The sequence below is a fragment of the Ewingella allii genome, from assembly GCF_044430645.1.
In the GTDB taxonomy this organism is placed as follows: domain Bacteria; phylum Pseudomonadota; class Gammaproteobacteria; order Enterobacterales; family Enterobacteriaceae; genus Ewingella; species Ewingella allii.
In genome coordinates this window covers 26,018-44,285 of the sequence record NZ_JAWUDN010000011.1, presented here as the reverse complement: position 1 = coordinate 44,285, position 18,268 = coordinate 26,018, and the positions used below count along the sequence as shown (strand labels likewise).

Genomic DNA, 18,268 nt, shown 5'->3' with positions numbered 1-18,268 from the left:
CTGTAACCAAATCATTATTTTTCTGTCATTTATGCATGTCATGTTAGCTCCCGAATAAGAAGATCCTTACGACACCGTCACTACACAGCCCTCTTCAGGAGACAAGCATGCTTAAGCACGCTGTTACAAAAACGACACTTTGCATTGCGCTGGCATTCGCGTTCAGCACCCAGGCGATGGCGGTAACGGAAATACCTTTCTGGCATTCAATGGACGGCGAGTTGGGCAAAGAGGTTAACTCTCTGGCCGACCGTTTTAACCAGGCTCATCCAGACGTCAAAATCGTGCCAGTTTACAAAGGCAAGTATGACGAAAGTCTGGCAGCAGGCATCGCGGCTTACCGTAGCGGCAAAGCCCCGGCGATTCTGCAAGTTTATGAAGTAGGCACGGCGACCATGATGGCGAGTAAAGCGATCAAGCCGGTCTACGAAGTCTTTTCCGACGCGGGCATCAAAGAAGACGTTTCCCAGTTCGTTCCGACTGTCTCGGGCTATTATTCGGATTCTAAAGGGCGCCTGCTGTCACAGCCTTTCAACAGCTCCACGCCGGTGCTGTACTACAACAAAGACGCCTTTAAGAAGGCTGGCCTGAACCCTGACCAACCGCCAAAAACCTGGCAGGACATGGCGGCTTACACCGAGAAGCTGCGTCAGTCAGGCGTGAAGTGCGGTTACGCCAGCGGCTGGCAGGGTTGGATTCAGATTGAGAACTTCAGCGCATGGCATGCACTGCCAATCGCCACCAAAAACAACGGCTTCGATGGCACTGACGCGGTTCTGGAATTCAACAAACCGTTGCAGGTTAAGCACATCCAGATGCTGGAAGACATGAACAAGAAGGGTGATTTCACCTACTTGGGTCGTAAAGACGAGTCTACCGCCAAGTTTTACAACGGCGACTGCGCGATGACCACCGCGTCTTCAGGTTCACTGGCTGACATCCGTCAGTACGCCAAATTCAACTACGGCGTAGGCATGATGCCGTACGACGCTGACGTGAAAGACGCGCCACAGAACGCCATCATCGGCGGTGCAAGCCTGTGGGTGATGAACGGTAAAGATAAAGAAACCTACAAAGGCGTGGCTGAGTTCCTGCAATTCCTGACCACGCCGGCTATCGCCGCTGAATGGCACCAGAAAACCGGTTACCTGCCAGTGACGACTGCGGCGTATGAGCTGACTAAGCAACAAGGCTTCTACGAGAAGAACCCGGGTTCTGACGTCGCCACTCGCCAGATGCTGAACAAGCCACCATTGCCGTTCACTAAGGGTCTGCGTCTGGGCAACATGCCACAGATTCGTACCATCGTAGACGAAGAGTTGGAAAGCGTGTGGAGCGGCAAGAAGACGGCTCAGCAGGCTCTGGATTCAGCTGTAGAGCGCGGGAACCTGTTACTGCGTCGCTTCGAAGCTTCCACTAAGTAACTATCGGCTACTGCGCTTCGCCAGTCTGGGATTGGGCAGTGCTCGAAATCCTCATGGACTCAATGTCCACTGCGGTTTCTGCGCGCTGTCCGCACCCAGTCTGGCTTTGCTCGCTACGCCTCGTACCGAGTTGCCTTTCTTCGATTCTATCTCTTGTCTTTTCGCTTTAACGAGTAACCCACTATGAGTTCACATCGCCCCGGTTTTGGTTGTAGCTGGCTGCCTTACGCGCTGGTGTTGCCGCAACTGCTGATCACCGTGATTTTCTTTTTATGGCCTGCCGGTCAAGCCTTGTGGTATTCGGTGCAAACGCTGGATCCTTTCGGTTTATCGAGTGAGTTTGTCGGGCTGAGCAACTTCAAACAGTTGTTTCAGGACTCCTACTACCTCGACTCTTTCTACACCACGCTGAGATTCAGTTTCCTCGTGGCGTTTATCGGACTGGCCGTCTCGCTGTTTTTTGCCGCGCTGGTGGACCACGTGGTGCGCGCCAGCCGTATTTACCAGACGCTAATGATCCTGCCGTACGCCGTCGCGCCCGCCGTGGCCGCCGTGCTCTGGATGTTCCTGTTTAGCCCCGGCCTCGGCCTTATCACCCACTTCCTTGGGGCAATCGGCTATAACTGGAACCACGCGCAGAACAGCGGACAGGCGATGTTCTTAGTGGTGTTGGCCTCGGTCTGGAAGCAGGTGAGCTACAACTTCCTGTTCTTCCTCGCCGCGTTGCAATCTATCCCTAAATCACTGGTTGAAGCCGCCGCCATTGACGGCGCGGGCCCGGTGCGCCGCTTCTTCAATCTGGTGCTGCCGCTGATTTCGCCAGTGAGCTTCTTCCTGCTGGTGGTTAACTTGGTTTACGCCTTCTTCGACACCTTCCCGGTGATTGATGCGGCGACCGCGGGCGGCCCGGTTCAGGCGACCACCACCTTGATTTATAAGGTGTACCGCGAAGGTTTCTCCGGTCTGGATCTCTCCAGCTCCGCCGCGCAGTCAGTGGTGTTGATGGTGCTGGTATGCGGCCTGACGTTTATTCAGTTCCGCTTTGTCGAGCGTAAGGTGCGTTACCAATGATTGAGAACCGTAAAGGGCTGGATATTTTCAGCCACACCATGCTTATCCTCGGCGTGCTGGTGATCCTGTTCCCGTTGTACGTGGCTTTTGTCGCGGCAACGCTGGATAACAAACAGATTTTCGACGTGCCGATGTCGCTGATACCGGGTTCGCACCTGTGGGAAAACATCCGCACTATCTGGAACCAGGGCGTCGGCGAGGGCAGCCCGGCCTTTGGTCGCATGCTGGTGAACAGCTTTATCATGGCGATGGTCATCACCATCGGCAAAATTTCGGTGTCGATGCTGTCGGCTTACGCCATCGTCTACTTCCGTTTCCCGCTGCGTAACTTATTCTTCTGGCTGATTTTCTTGACGCTGATGCTGCCGGTTGAAGTGCGTATCTTCCCGACCATTCAGGTGATTTCCAACCTGAACATGATGGACAGCTACACCGGCCTGACGCTGCCCCTGATGGCCTCGGCCACCGCCACCTTCCTGTTCCGCCAGTTCTTTATGACCTTGCCGGACGAGCTGCTAGAAGCCGCGCGTATTGACGGCGCGAGCGCCATGCGCTTCTTCTGGGACATCGTTCTGCCGTTATCGAAAACCAATCTGGCGGCGCTGTTTGTCATCACCTTTATCTACGGCTGGAACCAGTATCTGTGGCCAATTCTCATCACCAGCGACGCCTCGATGGGCACGGCGGTGGCGGGAATTAAAAGCATGATCTCTTCCGGCGACGGTTCCACCCAGTGGAATCAGGTCATGGCAGCGATGATTTTGACTTTATTGCCCCCGCTTGCGGTGGTGCTCCTGATGCAGCGCTGGTTTGTGCGCGGTCTGGTAGACAGTGAGAAGTAATACGACATGGCAAATTTAAAACTACAGGCAGTCACCAAGTCCTACGACGGTAAAAATCAGATTATTAAAAGCATCGACCTGAACGTCGCCGATGGCGAATTCATTGTGATGGTCGGTCCGTCGGGCTGTGGGAAATCCACTCTGCTGCGCATGGTAGCCGGTTTAGAGCGCACCACCAGCGGCGATATTTATATTAATGATCAGCGCGTTACCGAGCTGGAACCCAAAGATCGCGGCATCGCGATGGTGTTCCAGAACTACGCGCTTTACCCGCACATGAGCGTGTATGACAACATGGCCTATGGCCTGAAAATTCGCGGCTTCGGCAAGGCGCAGATTCAGGCGCGAGTTGAAGAAGCGGCGCGTATTCTGGAGCTCGGCCCGCTACTCAAACGCAAGCCGCGCGAACTCTCCGGCGGCCAGCGCCAGCGCGTCGCCATGGGGCGCGCAATCGTGCGTGAACCGGCGGTCTTCCTGTTCGACGAACCGCTGTCTAACCTTGACGCCAAGCTGCGCGTGCAGATGCGCCTCGAGCTGCAACAGCTGCACCGCCGCCTGCGCACCACCAGTTTGTACGTGACCCACGATCAGGTTGAAGCCATGACGCTGGCCGAGCGGGTGATCGTGATGAACAAAGGCATTGCCGAGCAGATTGGTACGCCGTCAGAAGTTTATCGCCGCCCGGCAACGCTATTTGTTGCCAGCTTCATTGGCTCCCCGGCCATGAACCTGCTGCCGGGCACGCTAGCCAGCAACGGCAGTTCGCTGGTGATGGAGGGCGGTTTTGAGCTGCCCCTCAGCCAGCCGCGCCCGGAGTGGGGCGGACGAGAGTTGACGGTGGGTATTCGACCGGAGCATATTCAGCTGACTGACGATCCGCAGGCCGGTATTCCAATGAACCTCAACACGTTGGAACTGCTCGGCGCCGACAACCTGGCGCACGGAAAATGGGCCGGTGCGGGTGTGGTGGTGCGTCTTAATCACGAAGTTTGCCCTGAGCCGGGCACGCAGTTGCGTTTGGTTTTGCCGACGAACGCGCTACACTTTTTCGATTCAAATAGCGGTTTAAGAATGGAGTAAACATGACAGTTTGGCCTTATCCACGGATTGTGGCGCATCGGGGCGGTGGTTCTTTGGCCCCTGAAAACACCCTTGCTGCCATTGATGTCGGCGCCAAGTACGGCCACACCATGATTGAGTTCGACGCCAAGCTGGCGCAGGACGGCGAAATTTTCCTGTTGCACGACGACACACTGAACCGCACCAGCAACGGCTGGGGCGTGGCGGGTGAGCTGAGCTGGGACAAATTGCGCCAACTGGACGCCGGTGACTGGTACGGCGCGGCGTTCAAAGGTGAAAAACTGCCGCTGTTGGCCGAAGTGGCCGAGCGCTGCGCGCGCCACAACATGATGGCCAACATTGAGATTAAACCGACGACCGGCACGAATACCGAGACGGGGAGCAAAGTGGCGCTGGCGGCCAAAGAGCTATGGCGCGACCACCCCGCGCCGCCGCTGCTCTCTTCTTTCGAGTTCGACGCTCTGCTGGCGGCCAAGCAGGCCGTTCCCGAGCTGCCGCGCGGTTTACTGCTCGACGAGTGGCGTGATGACTGGAAAACGCTGACGGACCAACTGGAATGCGTTTCCCTGCATATCAACTATAAAGAGCTGACCGAAGCGCGTGTGAAAGCCTTGAAAGACGCCGGTTTGCACATTCTGGTGTACACCGTTAACTCGCCACAAAGCGCCCGCACCCTGCTGGCATGGGGCGTTGATTGTATCTGTACTGATGCTATTGACGACATCGGGCCAGATTTTGCGTAAAAACGGGCTCTGAGCCAAAGGGATACCTGCTTTATGGGTATCCCGGTGATACCTTTTCTATATTAATATCTTTGGAATTCTCGCGGTAATAGCCCTGATTCATACTCATTCTTCAATTTTGGAGGAGAGGTTAAGATGAAAATAAGAACATTAGGCGAGGGCTTACAAGTCTCCGCAATGGGTTATGGCGCAATGGGACTCAGTGAGTTCTATGGAGAAGCCAAAGATGCCGAATCCCTTGATGTCCTGAAAACGGTGATCGACACCGGCGTAAATCTGATCGATACGGCAGATGTTTACGGTCGTGGTCACAATGAAAGGTTGGTGGGGCATTTTCTGGCAACGCTCGATAGCGCACAGCGCGAGCAGATAAAAATAGCGACCAAGTGTGGTATTGATCGGCCTGCTGATGCTGCCTATGAGCGCACCATAAACAATCACCCCGATTACATCCGTCGCTGCTGCCATGAGTCATTGCAGCGCCTGGGGGTTGAGCGTATCGACCTTTACTACCTGCATCGCGTAAACCCTGATTTTTCTATCGAAGAAAGCATGTCTTGCCTGAGCGATTTGGTGAAGGAAGGCAAGATTGCGCACGTCGGGCTATGTGAAGTTTCGGCAGTGACGCTGGCAAAAGCGCACGCCGTACACCCAGTTAGTGCACTGCAAACTGAATATTCGCTGTGGACGCGAGACATTGAGCAAGACATTTTGCCGACGGCGACCAAACTGGGCATTGGTATTGTGCCTTATTCACCACTTGGGCGCGGATTCCTGACCGGAAAATACCTCAGCAATAGCGATTTTACTGACGGAGATTTCCGCAAAAATAACCCGCGCTTCAGCGATGAAAATCTTCGTTTCAACGCGCAGATCCTCAACGAACTGCAACCCCTAGCTGATAAGTATCAATGCACTTTAGGGCAACTGGCTCTGGCATGGCTACTGGCGCAATACGAACATATCGTGCCAATCCCAGGAACCAAAAGTAGCCGTTATGCGCGGGAAAATGCAGGTGCCGTTGAGGTCGCTTTAAGCCATCAGGACCTGCTGCTGTTGAATGGCCTTAAAGACCGGGTCGAAATTAAAGGAGAGCGTTACACGCTGGAGGGTATGAAAGGCGTGAATGCTTAAAGACAGAAGAAATAGTGCGAAAGGGCTGAATTATCAGCCCTTTTTTTATTGCCAGATGGATCTTGATAACCCTAGGGTTTATATAACAAGGAGTAAGTTAGTTGCGCTGAACGGCCAACGCTACGCCTTCACCGCCACCAATACAGAGGGCTGCGATGCCTTTATGTAAATCGTTGCGCTTCATGTTATGTAACAGCGTGACCAGAATTCGGCATCCTGATGCGCCAATGGCATGGCCTAAAGCAATGGCTCCGCCGGAAGGATTCACCTTATCAGGGTGGATATGCAGCGCTGAGAGAACGGCCAGTGCCTGAGCAGCAAAGGCTTCGTTCGACTCCAACACGTCAATTTCCCCTGCTTGCCACTGCTGTCTGGTCAGACACTGCTGGATGGCTTCAATGGGGGCCGCCCCCATGATTTGCGGGTCAATCCCCGAATTAGTGAAAGCACCGAGGGTGGCAAGAGGTGTCAGCCCAAGCGCCTCAGCCTTCTCCCTGCTGCATAGCAGAATGGCGGCGGCGCCGTCGTTGAGGGACGACGCGTTTCCCGCCGTCACCGTACCTGCTTTATCAAATACTGGCTTCAGCTGAGACAGCTTTTCATAGCTAGTTTCACGTGGGCCTTCATCAGCAGCAAATACGGTGATTTCCCCTTTACGGTTCACCGATTCAATCGGGACAATTTCGGCATTGAATCGACCTTCCTGCTGGGCCTGCAATGCACGCTGGTGGGAAAGCGCCGCGTACTCATCCTGACGTGAGCGAGGAATGCTGAACTGGCGAGCGACATTTTCCGCTGTCACACCCATATGGATATGATGAAAAGCATCCCAAAGGCCATCGTGAACCAGCGAATCTTTTAGTTCACCGTGACCAAGACGTAATCCCTTGCGGGAAGCACTCAGCAAATGTGGGGCCAGCGACATATTTTCCTGTCCACCAGCAACCGCGATTTCAGCTTCTCCGCACTGAATGGCCTGCATCGCCAAATGCACGGCTTTGAGGCCCGAGCCGCAGACTTTATTGACCGTCATCGCATTCACGGTCACTGGCAAATCAGCCAGCAAGGCTGCCTGACGCGCCGGATTCTGCCCACAACCGGCGGTAAGTACCTGACCCATGACAACCAGCTCAACGTCGCTGGCCGCAATGCCAGTTTCTGCCAAAAGTGCCTTAATCACCGTTGCGCCGAGGTTGGCCGCGGGCTGTTCAGCCAGCGCCCCCTGAAAACTCCCCGTTGCGGTACGTCTTGCTGCCACCACCACCACTTCTCTCATGAGCCACTCCTCGGTTATTTGTGTTGCGCCTGATAATGGGCAACGGCCAAACGGTAAGCAGTAAGGCCATTCATACAGGCTGGGAAACCGGCATATATCGCCATTTGAATCACAATTTCGAGCAGCTCTTCCTCCGTCACGCCGACATTCAAGGCCCCTCGCATATGCAGCTCAAGCTGGGGCTGGGCATAACCGAGCGTAATTAAGGACGCGACGGTGATCATCTCTCGGGTTTTAAGATCCAGCCCCGGACGGCCAACCACGGCACCGAATGCGTAATCGGTGAGCAGCCTTGGTAGGTCGCTGTCGAGTTCAGCCAGACGGCCTGTGACTTTATCCGCCAGGCCCGGCTCTAGCTGATTCATGATAGAGCGGCCGTGTTCGGTCAGTTCGTTACCTGATTTCATGCTGCTTCTCCAGAAAGAAGGGGCGCTTGCTCGGTTTTCACCGGAATAATGGCAATCAGCAGCAAGGAGAGGGCGATAGCGATTCCGGCAATGCTCATCAATACCGGAATACTGAGCACCGACACCAGCCAGGCGCCGACCAGCGCACCACAACCGATAGCGCCATTAAAGAACGAGACATAGATTGCCGAGGCGGGGAAAGCATTCTCTGCGGCAATGCGTAATACCCAAGTCTGGAAGCCGACGAAAATGCCAGAAACCGCCAGGCCCCACACGATGATCAGGGCCAGAATCTGACTCCCCCCCAAACTCTCTCCCCATTGACCAAGGGTAATTAGCGCTGCGGCGATCAGTAGAACGGAGAGGGAGACTAAGGGTTTCAGCCATTTATCAATAAACATGCCGGTGACAAAGTTTCCGGCTAAACCGGCGATCCCAAAGACAAACAGCATCACAGGGATCATGCTGGCAGAGACGGAATTAACGTTGTGCAACCAAGGTTCGATAAAGGTGAAGGCAGCAAAATGGGCGGTGATAGCCAACAGGGTGGCGGCATAGATTTTCCATAATGTTCCTGAACGCAGTACGCGGCCCAAGGCTTCTAGCCCCAGGGCGCTGCTGCTTTTTACTTTCGGGACAATCAGAGCGATGCCAACAAAGGCAATGACGCTGAGCAATGACATCAGCCAGAAAGCAGGACGCCAGCCAAGATTCAGACCGATGTAGTTGGACAGTGGCACCCCAAAAACGCTGGCAGCAGACACGCCGCCGAAGACTATCGACGTCGCGACGCCGATATAGCGTGCTGGTACCATGGATACCGCTGTCGCGCCAATCATTGCCCAGAATGCACCGTGAGCAAGCGCGCCAATGACGCGAGCGACCAGTAACCATTCATAGCTTTGCACTGTCGCGCACAGGCTGTTGGAAACCAAAATAATGAAAGTTAAAATCAACAGGAGTAATTTCTTTGGCAAATTGCCTAAGAAAAGTGAAGAGAGCAGGGCGCTAATCGCACCGACCCAAGCATATAAGGTGACTGTCAGACCAATCATGGATTCCGACTGACCTAAGCCTTCAGCCATTGGCGTTAATAAGCCGATAGGGGCTAATTCAGTGGTCACAATAGTAAAGGTCGAAAGAGCCAGAATAATCAATGCCAGCCAGGTTTGCAGGCTGAGGGGTTGATGTTCGTTATCTGAGGTTTTCATAATATTCCTTATTTTTCTAGAATATTCATATCGAGAATATTCCAGTGATGTTGCTGAGCATATTCAGCGAGTTTTGAATTCGCTCCGACGCAGATTGGGTTGCCTGTTACTTCCAACATCGGAATATCAGAGAGATCATCACCATAGGCATAACTCCCGGAGAGGTTGATATTATTTTTCTGGCTAAAGGCCAACAAAGCATGTTGTTTTCCCATGCCAATAGTTTGCGGCTGTCCAATTTCTCCGCTCAATATTCCATCATCATTAATGACCAATGGCGCAGCAAGAATAGTGTCCACGCCTAAATAGTGGCCTAAAGGCTGTAAAATAGGTTGCATCGAGCCTGAGATGAAGACGGTAATGTGACCCTGTTTTATATGTTGCTTTAGTGCCTTAACTGCTGGAAGAATATAAATATCATCTTGCCCCAAAAACTCTTTAAACCAAGCTTCACCTGCCCGATTTAGGTCTTGGATATTGACACCTGAAAACTCACGGTAATACATTAGATTGAGTTCTTCTCGTGGCGTACCTTGTGCTAATGCTTCTTTAAATTTCTTATCAAATGCTTGGTGTTTGATTTTCCAACCGTTTAATTCGCTCCAGTATTGATAAAAATGAAACATACTTTTCATCTTTATCAATGTTTCATCGACATCAAAGAAAGCGGCAATAGCACTCACTGCCCCTCCTCATAATTTTTTCGACGGCTTTTTATTGGGAAGTCCTTATCATTACCTAATACTCCCGCATCTGACCAACGGTCGGGCGTTAATTCGCTGATCACTACGGATATTTTATCCAGTGGTGCACCACAGTGAAGGTGAATTGAGTGCGTTATTTCTTCGACGAGTTTTTTAACTTTCTGCTCATCACTCATTTTCCACGTGGTTATCTGTACGAATGGCATAAAGGATCCTTATTCTAAAGTAGTAAATTCATTGAAGGATAATGTTGGTAATTTAAGGTGGGCGTGAATATCTCCACCCAAACCATATAACCCAATAGCACCACCATAAGATTGTTGGCTGCTCATATAGAGCACCACAACATTAATTACCCGATTACGGCTCTCCCCGGCTGCGGGGAAGGGATTAGGTAATTCTGCCCAATAAGTGGCGTTGCCTTCCGCGTCAGTAATAAATACATTGGGAATCCCCAATGGCCCCGGGCGGGTTGGATTTTCAACCGCCAAATCTCTTTCCCGTAAACTCATGACGGTATAAAGACTGTCTGGAACCAAATTTTTGAAAATAAAATCAAATCTGGCCGTACGTTGATCGCTACTAAGCATCACCACCAGCTCGCCTTCCGCTTTGAGCCAATTACCGAGTGTGATCGCCGGTAAATGTCTTTTGCCATCGGCAGTGCGATAATCTGCAATATAGGCATCATGCAATGGTCGTGATGGGCGCCTGTCTGCTGCTGCCTGTGGTCTCTGCTCGGGTGCAAATAGCATCGGATAGTTGTTAAGCGGTAGAGGAAGAGGCAGCGTGTGAAGAGTGATTTCTTCCAGCTGATCCTCGGTTAATTCACTGATATTATGAATAATCTTGTAAGGTAGCGCTTTGCCAAAAGTTGGCAGAGGGCTGTTTTTATCCACAATGGCACTTCCCCATGCTATGCCGCTTTCTGAAGGGATTTGCCCGACCACGACGAAATTGCCCTGAGCATCCACGACCTCCGCAGGGGGGTACAGCGGCCCCTGCGTGGTCACGGCCAGTGTATAATGGTGACCGTTTTTATCAGACATGTGCGCTCCCGTCAGCCAACAAGCTTTGGGTTAATTGCGACTGCAAAATGGAGTGCGTCATATCAGTTGCTAACAGGTCTTCCTTCTGACTAATAACGTTTGAAGGATAAACAGTGAAAGAGACTGACATGGTGGAACATAATGTTGTGTGCTGTGAAATACGAATATTCGCTTTAAATCTAGACCGTCTTTCATTAATGTCCTTTTCCAGCACCTCGTAATGAACCAGAGCAGGCAGTGGAAAAAGAAAACTTTCAAATTTTATGTTCATATCATTAATGACGTAATAAGAGCGCCCGACCTGATCTGCCATATAAAACTCTTCAGTAATAGCAATAAAGGTTTGGCGACATGCCTCAACCAATATCATTCCCTGAATGTGCTGTCCTGTTTGGTGGTCAGACATTAACTCGCAACGTTCGTCAATAAGTAATGGCAAGGCATACCGTTCTTCTGAAACTTTTTCTGCTGTGCCAATTAACGTGTTGTGATACATTTTCTTGTGAGAAAATGCATTTTTGGATGATGTGGTGAGTTGCTGCAATTCAGAAAGATCTAACTTATTATCGTGATTTTTGTTTCTTCGCTGATTGTCTAATACTTTGCCGGCATAATCATCACGAACTCCCTGACCCACAATGAAATGACTGTCCGTGTCAATGATATGAGCCGGGATCTGAGTGATAAGATCTAATTGGCTAATAGTGACAACATCTTTTCCATTAGAGAATTCACTAAACTTGTCTCCAACGACAATAATATTTTTTGTCATGATTAATACCTACATGAAGTTGCTATATTAATAGCTAGAGATAGAACGATAGAATCTCGTGTACAGACCGTCATTACCGCCGGTAATATAATTGTCGCCAGCTTGTTGAATGATGGTCTGATAGCGTTCATTGGTAAATGCTTCTTTATAGGCTTCTTTATTGCCATTGAATGCTGAAATAAACATTACGCCTGGTTGGCCGCTAATCAAGGAGTGATAAGCACCAAAACTGACGATTTTATCTTTATTGTCGCGCACTACATTAAAAATGGTTTCTTCGCGCCACTGGCGATACTGGCTATAGTTTTCAGCGGGAACTTCAACGTGGCGGAGTTGTACATATTCGGTAGCAGGGAGATCATTAGCGGAGTCAATTGGAGCTTCAACATATTTAACCAATTCGCGGCGAACGTCACCAGCCAATACGGTCGAAAATGTTTTAAAAGCATTTTCCAGTTCTTCTTCTTGAGTCGAAATTTCAGCTATGGAATCAAAGGCGCGTAATTCTAATAGCTCATTGATACCTTGTTCGTCCGAAATGAAATATTTCTTTTTCTCGCTGTTTGCTAAAGAAGTGAAAGGCGTTTTATCGGTATTTGCTTTTAACGGTAAACGGGTGATCAGGACATATTTAGCTGACATAGTAAAGCCTCTTTAGGATCGGTGTGTGAGAGACTTCACAATATCAATTGGCATTGTTTAGAGAATTGTTAGTTTTGTAATATAGATTTGGTATCACAGGAATATGGAAAGTCTTTTTTCGTTGCTGTAATCTACAAAAAAAGAAGATTTGTGATCTATCCGACATTTTCGGTGGGGCGGTATTTTCGGTCGTTACCCCTGCCTCTTTCCTGTTGATGCAATGAGTAATAATGGCGGAGTGAACAAGTGAGTTACTTTAGAGAAAAACTTCCTACTATCAAACAATTGCAGTGCTTCATTGCTGTCGCACATGAGCTAAATTTCCGCCGCGCTGCCGATCGTATGAGGATGACTCAACCCCCATTAACTCGCCAGATACAATGTCTGGAAGATGTCATTGGGTGCGAGCTTTTCGCCCGTAATACCCATCAGGTGCATTTAACTGAGGCCGGTGTGCGCCTGGAAAGTGAGGCAAAACAGCTGATTGATCAATTATCAAAATTAATTAAAACGTTAAAAATCGACAATCAAAAGCTAAGATTTGGCGTAACGCGCACGCTGGATTTCACCTTAATACCGACAATAAATGCCCATTTAGAGCAGTGGGTTGATGCTGACGATATTTCTTCTTATCAAATGACCTCCAGAAAGTTATTACAAATTCTGGCGCAGGGTAATTTGGATATTGTATTGACGGGGGAAAAATCTTCAGGACATGACGACGAGTTCGATTTTTTCTGGGTACACCGAGAACCCCTGATGCTGGCTTTGCCTTCATCGCACCCGGCAAGTATTCAGGAGCGGGTGTCGCTGAAGGACGTGGCTGACTTGCCCATGTACTGGTTTACCCGTAGTGCCAACCCAAGCTTTTATGACAAGTGCGATAAAGTATTCAGCAAATTACCTTTTACCCTGAAATTCAAACCTGAGTCCGAGGATTCATTGCTGACTTTGGCCAACGTGGCACGGGGAAACGGTATGGCGCTGATGCCACAATCCATGTGTTTATCGACCAGAGAAGGGCTGTGTTATCGCAAACTGGATGAGCAGACTTCGAGCCAGCTGAATATTGATGTCTATTTGGCGACGCGGAAAAATGAGCAGCGGGAACATGTGCTGGAGGCGGTGAAGACATTTCTGCCGCTGGGGAATATTACTGAAAATCAGTGAGTTTTTTGCCCCGCCGCCTTAAACAGCGGGGTAAAACTCTGACTTAATTCTGCTGCAGCGGCTGGCCCGGACGATTTAGCTGCTGGGTCTGCAGACGCTGCTGGTTGCTTTGAATTTGCGAGCGCAGTTTGAGCTGTTGCTGCTGCTGGTTATTGCGCAGGTCTTGCTGCAATTTCTGCTGCTGGATCTGCGAATTGGTTTGTTGCTGCTGCTGCATCCGTTCTTGCGAAGGGTTACTCAGCAGCTGTTGGTTGCGGTCAGGCACTGACACGGTGTTCGCCGAGGCGGCCTGAACGGCGAAAAGCAGGGGAATAGCGGCTACGAGCCCATAACAACGTTTCATCAGGTGATCCTCCAGTCAGTCATGATTTAAGTCTACGACATATCACCGGGTTGTGTGGTCCCCCATGGCACGGAACGCTCAAAGCGTGGGTCAGGTCTCATTAGGTCAATAAACGAACAGTGGTAAACCCACTTTCAGGTTCTCTGCTTTGCAACATCCGTTACAATCAGCCTATCTTTTACTTTTTCAGGCTGAACTTCGTGCCGTTACTCGTTATTACCACCATTCTGTGGGCTTTTTCATTTAGCCTCATCGGCGTCTATCTGGCGGGTCAGGTTGACAGCGTATTCTCCGTGCTGATGCGGCTGAGCCTCGCCGCGCTGGTGTTTTTGCCGTTTCTGCGCTGGAAGGGCTATCCGGTAAAAACCCTGCTGATGTACATGGCTGTCGGCGCGATGCAGCTCGGCATCATGTATTTGATTAGCTTCGAAGCCTATTTGTACCTGTCGGTGCCGGAATTCCTACTGTTCACGGTGATGACGCCGCTCTACGTGACGCTGATTTATGACCTGATCAGCGGGCGTAAAATCCGCAAAGGCTATGCCCTGTGCGCGCTGCTGGCAGTGGTCGGCGCGGCTATCATTCGCTATGACCATATCAGCGAACATTTCATTATTGGCCTGCTGCTGGTGCAGGCGGCGAATATCTGCTTCGCCATTGGTCAGGTGGGCTACAAACGCCTGATGGAAACCCACCCGATGCCGCAGCACACGGCGTTTTCATGGTTCTACATCGGCGCGCTGATTTGCGCCGTGGTGGCGTGGTTCCTGTGGGGCAATCCGCAAAAGCTGCCCACCACCGGCCTGCAATGGGGCATTCTGATCTGGCTCGGCGTGGGGGCTTCGGCTTTAGGGTATTTCATGTGGAACTACGGCGCGACGCAGGTGGACGCGGGAACGCTGGGGATTATGAACAACTTCCACGTCCCGGCCGGGCTGCTGGTTAACCTCGCCATTTGGCAACAGCAGCCGCACTGGCCGAGCTTTATTATTGGTGCGGCAGTGATAATGGCTTCACTGTGGGTGCACCGACGTTGGGTTTTAGGGCATCACGGACAAACGGCAGATGGTCGCACGCGTGCTGCCGGGTCGAACGAATAAAAGCTTCCACAATAGGTTGGCGCTGCTCGCCATCACGCACGGCGGCGTACAACCTGCTCCACAAGCCATCTCCCAGCGTTTTAGTGACCACCAGTCCCTGACGTTCAAAGCTCTCCACCACCCAGTGGGGCAGCGCGGCAATCCCCATGCGGGCCGACACCATCTGAATCAACAACAGCGTGTTATCGACGCTTTTCAGCGCCGGGCTGACGCCTGCCGGTTCCAGGAAGTGACGCCAGATATCCAGACGCTGGCGCTGCACCGGGTAAATCATCAGGATCTCCGCACTTAAATCTTCCGGCGTGATAATCGCCTGCTTGGCCAGCGGATGGTCCGGCGCTAGCACCAGACGCACTTCAAAATCAAACATTGGGGAATAGTGCAGACCACTGCGCGGCAGGATGTCGGAGGTCAGCACCAAGTCCAGCTCGCCCTGCTGAAGCGCGGGCTGCGGGTCGAAAGTGACGCCAGATTTGAAATCCATCAGCACATTGGGGAAGCGCAGGCGGAAGTTATCCAGTGCCGGTGTCAGCCACTGAATGCAGCTATGGCACTCAATCGCGATACGCAATGACGCCTGATGCGGCTCGCTGCAAGCCTGTAGCGCCTGCTGGATTTGCGGCAGCACCTGTTCAGCCAAGTTAAGCATGATTTCACCCTGCGGCGTAAAGCGTAGCGGCTGGCTTTTTCGCACGAATAGGCGGAAACCCAGACGCTGCTCCAAATCGCTGAACTGATGCGATAAGGCAGACTGTGTCTGGTGTAGCTGCGCGGCGGCAGCGGCCAGCGACCCGGTATTACGTAGAGCCTGTAAGGTCCGCAGGTGTTTCAGTTCAATCATGAGAGTCCTTCACCGTGTCATGAATTATTTGCGCTTGTGGAATATACAGTACCTGCGGATTATGGATGTGTAAACATCTGGACGGCTAAACAGGAAGATAAAGATGACCATTTTGAACCATACCCTCGGTTTCCCTCGTGTCGGTCTGCGTCGTGAACTGAAAAAAGCACAAGAGAGTTACTGGGCTGGCAACAGCACTCAGCAAGAATTACTGGCTACCGGCCGCGAACTGCGCGCCCGTCATTGGAAACAGCAGGCCGACGCTGGCGTGGATCTGGTCCCCGTCGGCGATTTCGCTTGGTACGACCACGTTCTGACCACCAGCCTGCTGCTGGGTAACGTGCCAGCGCGTCATCAGAACGCCGACGGCTCTGTCGATCTCGATACCCTGTTCCGTCTGGGGCGCGGTCGCGCACCTACTGGGAAACCCGCTGCGGCGGCGGAAATGACCAAATGGTTCAATACCAACTACCACTATATGGTCCCTGAATTCGTGAAGGGGCAGCAATTCAAACTGACCTGGACGCAACTGTTGGAGGAAGTGGACGAGGCGCTGGCGCTCGGCCACAAAGTAAAACCCGTGCTTCTCGGCCCACTGACTTATCTGTGGCTGGGTAAAGTGAAAGGCGAGCAGTTTGACCGTCTTTCCCTGATCAACGACATTCTGCCGGTTTACCAGCAAGTGCTGGCTGAACTGGCTAAGCGCGGCATCGAGTGGGTCCAAATCGACGAACCCGCGCTGGTTCTGGAACTGCCAAAAGCCTGGCTGGATGCCTATCAGCCTGCTTACCAGCAGCTTCAGGGCAAAACCAAACTGCTGCTGACCACCTATTTCGACAGCGTGGGCCACAACATTGATACCATTCGCCAACTGCCGGTGCAGGGGCTGCACATCGACGCCGTGGCGGGGCGCGACGATCTCGCCGCCGTGGCTGACCAACTGCCAAAAGAGTGGCTGCTCTCTCTTGGGGTGATCAATGGCCGTAACGTTTGGCGCGCCGATCTTAGCACCTGGTTCGAGCGCCTCAAGCCGCTGGTGGCTGGCCGCAATGTCTGGCTAGGCAGCTCGTGCTCACTGCTGCACAGCCCAATCGACCTGAGCGTCGAAACGCGTCTGGATGAAGAAGTGAAAAGCTGGTTCGCCTTCGGCCTGCAAAAATGTGCCGAGCTGGCGCTGCTGACTTCTGCTCTCAATGACCCGAAAACAGAGACGCTGGATAAATTGGCCCAATACAGCGCGCCAATCCGCGCCCGCCGTGACTCCAAGCGTGTGAATAACGCCGCCGTTGGCCAACGCGTCGCCGCCATCACTGCCGCAGACATTGAGCGGCCGAGTGTGTACACCACACGCGCCGAAGCCCAGCGGGCGCGCTTCAAACTGCCTTTATGGCCAACCACCACCATTGGCTCTTTCCCGCAAACCACTGAAATCCGTGGCCTGCGCCTGGACTTCAAACAAGGCCGTTTGGACAACGCCAACTACCGCACTGGCATCAGCGAGCACATCAAACAGGCGATTAAAGAGCAGGAGCGTCTGGATATCGACGTGCTGGTTCATGGCGAAGCCGAGCGCAACGACATGGTGGAATACTTCGGTGAGCATCTGGACGGTTTCGTCTTCACCCAAAACGGTTGGGTGCAGAGCTACGGCTCCCGCTGCGTTAAGCCGCCGGTGATTATTGGTGACGTTAGCCGCCCGCAGGCTATAACCGTGGAGTGGGCCAAGTACGCCCAGTCTCTGACCGAGCGCCCGGTGAAAGGCATGCTGACTGGCCCCATCACCATTCTCTGCTGGTCTTTCCCGCGTGAAGACGTCAGCCGCGAAACCATCGCCAAGCAGATTGGCCTGGCGCTGCGCGACGAAGTTGAAGATCTGCAAAACGCGGGTATCGGCATCATCCAGATTGACGAACCCGCGCTGCGCGAAGGGCTGCCGCTGCGCCAGTCGGAGTGGAATGCCTACCTGCGCTGGGCCGTCGACGCCTTCAAACTGAACGCCGCGATTGCCAAAGATGACACGCAGATCCACACCCATATGTGTTACTGCGAGTTCAACGACATCATGGATTCCATCGCCGCGCTGGATGCGGATGTGATAACCATTGAGACTTCACGTTCGGATATGGAGCTGATCGAAACCTTCAAAGAGTTCGATTACCCCAACGAAATCGGGCCGGGAGTTTACGACATTCACTCACCCAACGTGCCAAGCGTCGAGTGGATTGAGAACCTGCTGCGCAAAGCCGCCGACAGCATTCCGGCCGAGCGGCTGTGGGTTAACCCAGACTGCGGCCTGAAAACCCGTGGCTGGGCCGAAACCCGCGAGTCACTGGAAAACATGGTGAAAGCGGCAAAACGCCTGCGCGCCGAGCAGCTCTAATCTGGCACTAAAACCGTCCCTATGAATGTTAAGGAGCACTCCGGTGCTCCTTTTTTATGGGCCGGAATGCTCCCAAAAG

General features: G+C 52.3%; 19 protein-coding genes. 9 read left to right on the top strand and 10 right to left on the bottom strand.

Features of this window, described 5'->3' with window-relative positions:
- Positions 1-107 precede the first annotated feature (107 nt).
- The 6 genes from ugpB (at position 108) to SBO83_RS19485 (ending at position 6,294) form a co-directional block, all read left to right on the top strand.
- Positions 108-1,424: a sn-glycerol-3-phosphate ABC transporter substrate-binding protein UgpB gene (gene ugpB, locus SBO83_RS19510; protein ID WP_185688829.1), complete on the top strand. Its 1,317-nt coding sequence runs from the start codon at positions 108-110 to the stop codon at positions 1,422-1,424.
- 183 nt (positions 1,425-1,607) lie between these two features.
- Complete coding sequence (gene ugpA / locus SBO83_RS19505) at positions 1,608-2,495, top strand: sn-glycerol-3-phosphate ABC transporter permease UgpA (RefSeq protein ID WP_396132651.1); 888 nt, start codon at positions 1,608-1,610, stop codon at positions 2,493-2,495.
- Positions 2,492-3,337, top strand: a complete 846-nt coding sequence (gene ugpE, locus SBO83_RS19500; protein WP_396132650.1) for a sn-glycerol-3-phosphate ABC transporter permease UgpE — start codon at positions 2,492-2,494, stop codon at positions 3,335-3,337. The genes ugpA and ugpE overlap by 4 nt, the downstream gene beginning before the upstream one ends.
- 6 nt (positions 3,338-3,343) lie before the next feature.
- On the top strand, positions 3,344-4,417 hold the full coding sequence (locus SBO83_RS19495; protein WP_353504403.1) for a sn-glycerol-3-phosphate import ATP-binding protein UgpC: 1,074 nt from the start codon (positions 3,344-3,346) through the stop codon (positions 4,415-4,417).
- 2 nt (positions 4,418-4,419) lie between these two features.
- Positions 4,420-5,160 carry a glycerophosphodiester phosphodiesterase gene (gene ugpQ, locus SBO83_RS19490; RefSeq protein WP_396132649.1) on the top strand — a complete coding sequence of 247 codons (741 nt, stop codon included), beginning with the start codon at positions 4,420-4,422 and terminating at the stop codon, positions 5,158-5,160.
- 135 nt (positions 5,161-5,295) lie between these two features.
- Positions 5,296-6,294 carry an aldo/keto reductase gene (locus tag SBO83_RS19485; protein ID WP_396132648.1) on the top strand — a complete coding sequence of 333 codons (999 nt, stop codon included), beginning with the start codon at positions 5,296-5,298 and terminating at the stop codon, positions 6,292-6,294.
- Between the two features lie 97 nt (positions 6,295-6,391).
- Here the strand turns inward: SBO83_RS19485 and SBO83_RS19480 are convergent, their stop codons facing one another.
- From SBO83_RS19480 to SBO83_RS19445, 8 genes are read right to left on the bottom strand one after another with little or no spacing between them, the layout of a single operon-like run.
- Positions 6,392-7,570: an acetyl-CoA C-acyltransferase gene (locus tag SBO83_RS19480; protein ID WP_396132647.1), complete on the bottom strand. Its 1,179-nt coding sequence runs from the start codon at positions 7,568-7,570 to the stop codon at positions 6,392-6,394.
- Positions 7,571-7,584: 14 nt separating this feature from the next.
- Positions 7,585-7,977 (bottom strand): carboxymuconolactone decarboxylase family protein, encoded by a 393-nt coding sequence (locus SBO83_RS19475; RefSeq protein WP_396132646.1) that lies wholly within the window; start codon positions 7,975-7,977, stop codon positions 7,585-7,587.
- Complete coding sequence (locus tag SBO83_RS19470) at positions 7,974-9,188, bottom strand: MFS transporter (protein ID WP_396132645.1); 1,215 nt, start codon at positions 9,186-9,188, stop codon at positions 7,974-7,976. The genes SBO83_RS19475 and SBO83_RS19470 overlap by 4 nt, the downstream gene beginning before the upstream one ends.
- 8 nt (positions 9,189-9,196) lie before the next feature.
- Positions 9,197-9,871 (bottom strand): HAD-IB family hydrolase, encoded by a 675-nt coding sequence (locus tag SBO83_RS19465; RefSeq protein WP_396132644.1) that lies wholly within the window; start codon positions 9,869-9,871, stop codon positions 9,197-9,199.
- Entirely contained in the window at positions 9,868-10,098 is a 231-nt protein-coding gene (locus SBO83_RS19460) for a tautomerase family protein (RefSeq protein ID WP_396132643.1), read from the bottom strand. Before SBO83_RS19460 ends, SBO83_RS19465 begins: the two co-directional genes overlap by 4 nt.
- A gap of 9 nt (positions 10,099-10,107) precedes the next feature.
- Complete coding sequence (locus tag SBO83_RS19455) at positions 10,108-10,941, bottom strand: hypothetical protein (RefSeq protein WP_396132642.1); 834 nt, start codon at positions 10,939-10,941, stop codon at positions 10,108-10,110.
- Positions 10,934-11,713 carry an AfsA-related hotdog domain-containing protein gene (locus SBO83_RS19450; RefSeq protein ID WP_396132641.1) on the bottom strand — a complete coding sequence of 260 codons (780 nt, stop codon included), beginning with the start codon at positions 11,711-11,713 and terminating at the stop codon, positions 10,934-10,936. Before SBO83_RS19450 ends, SBO83_RS19455 begins: the two co-directional genes overlap by 8 nt.
- A gap of 27 nt (positions 11,714-11,740) precedes the next feature.
- Positions 11,741-12,355, bottom strand: coding sequence for a hypothetical protein (locus SBO83_RS19445; RefSeq protein WP_396132640.1), 615 nt, complete (start codon positions 12,353-12,355; stop codon positions 11,741-11,743).
- 246 nt (positions 12,356-12,601) lie between these two features.
- Between SBO83_RS19445 and SBO83_RS19440 the strand changes: the two genes are divergently transcribed.
- Positions 12,602-13,525, top strand: a complete 924-nt coding sequence (locus SBO83_RS19440) for a LysR substrate-binding domain-containing protein (protein ID WP_396132639.1) — start codon at positions 12,602-12,604, stop codon at positions 13,523-13,525.
- Positions 13,526-13,568: 43 nt separating this feature from the next.
- Here the strand turns inward: SBO83_RS19440 and SBO83_RS19435 are convergent, their stop codons facing one another.
- Positions 13,569-13,868 (bottom strand): DUF2756 domain-containing protein, encoded by a 300-nt coding sequence (locus SBO83_RS19435; RefSeq protein WP_353504409.1) that lies wholly within the window; start codon positions 13,866-13,868, stop codon positions 13,569-13,571.
- A 200-nt stretch (positions 13,869-14,068) separates the two neighbouring features.
- On the opposite strand from SBO83_RS19435, the gene SBO83_RS19430 reads away from it, so the two are divergent.
- The gene (locus tag SBO83_RS19430; protein WP_396132638.1) at positions 14,069-14,968 is read left to right on the top strand and encodes a carboxylate/amino acid/amine transporter; all 900 of its coding nucleotides are present in this window, start codon (positions 14,069-14,071) and stop codon (positions 14,966-14,968) included.
- Here SBO83_RS19430 and metR read toward each other — a convergent pair.
- Positions 14,856-15,809, bottom strand: coding sequence for an HTH-type transcriptional regulator MetR (gene metR / locus SBO83_RS19425; protein WP_353504411.1), 954 nt, complete (start codon positions 15,807-15,809; stop codon positions 14,856-14,858). The genes SBO83_RS19430 and metR overlap by 113 nt on opposite strands.
- 103 nt (positions 15,810-15,912) lie before the next feature.
- Here metR and metE point away from each other — a divergent pair, with 103 nt between their 5' ends.
- Complete coding sequence (gene metE, locus SBO83_RS19420; RefSeq protein WP_396132637.1) at positions 15,913-18,189, top strand: 5-methyltetrahydropteroyltriglutamate--homocysteine S-methyltransferase; 2,277 nt, start codon at positions 15,913-15,915, stop codon at positions 18,187-18,189.
- Positions 18,190-18,268: the final 79 nt, after the last annotated feature.

Coding starts and splice junctions, on each gene's coding strand:
- ugpB (WP_185688829.1), top strand. CDS start 108: ATGCTTAAGCACGCTGTTACAAAAACGACACTTTGCATTGCGCTGGCA.
- ugpA (WP_396132651.1), top strand. CDS start 1,608: ATGAGTTCACATCGCCCCGGTTTTGGTTGTAGCTGGCTGCCTTACGCG.
- ugpE (WP_396132650.1), top strand. CDS start 2,492: ATGATTGAGAACCGTAAAGGGCTGGATATTTTCAGCCACACCATGCTT.
- SBO83_RS19495 (WP_353504403.1), top strand. CDS start 3,344: ATGGCAAATTTAAAACTACAGGCAGTCACCAAGTCCTACGACGGTAAA.
- ugpQ (WP_396132649.1), top strand. CDS start 4,420: ATGACAGTTTGGCCTTATCCACGGATTGTGGCGCATCGGGGCGGTGGT.
- SBO83_RS19485 (WP_396132648.1), top strand. CDS start 5,296: ATGAAAATAAGAACATTAGGCGAGGGCTTACAAGTCTCCGCAATGGGT.
- SBO83_RS19480 (WP_396132647.1), bottom strand. CDS start 7,570: ATGAGAGAAGTGGTGGTGGTGGCAGCAAGACGTACCGCAACGGGGAGT.
- SBO83_RS19475 (WP_396132646.1), bottom strand. CDS start 7,977: ATGAAATCAGGTAACGAACTGACCGAACACGGCCGCTCTATCATGAAT.
- SBO83_RS19470 (WP_396132645.1), bottom strand. CDS start 9,188: ATGAAAACCTCAGATAACGAACATCAACCCCTCAGCCTGCAAACCTGG.
- SBO83_RS19460 (WP_396132643.1), bottom strand. CDS start 10,098: ATGCCATTCGTACAGATAACCACGTGGAAAATGAGTGATGAGCAGAAA.
- SBO83_RS19455 (WP_396132642.1), bottom strand. CDS start 10,941: ATGTCTGATAAAAACGGTCACCATTATACACTGGCCGTGACCACGCAG.
- SBO83_RS19450 (WP_396132641.1), bottom strand. CDS start 11,713: ATGACAAAAAATATTATTGTCGTTGGAGACAAGTTTAGTGAATTCTCT.
- SBO83_RS19445 (WP_396132640.1), bottom strand. CDS start 12,355: ATGTCAGCTAAATATGTCCTGATCACCCGTTTACCGTTAAAAGCAAAT.
- SBO83_RS19435 (WP_353504409.1), bottom strand. CDS start 13,868: ATGAAACGTTGTTATGGGCTCGTAGCCGCTATTCCCCTGCTTTTCGCC.
- metR (WP_353504411.1), bottom strand. CDS start 15,809: ATGATTGAACTGAAACACCTGCGGACCTTACAGGCTCTACGTAATACC.
- metE (WP_396132637.1), top strand. CDS start 15,913: ATGACCATTTTGAACCATACCCTCGGTTTCCCTCGTGTCGGTCTGCGT.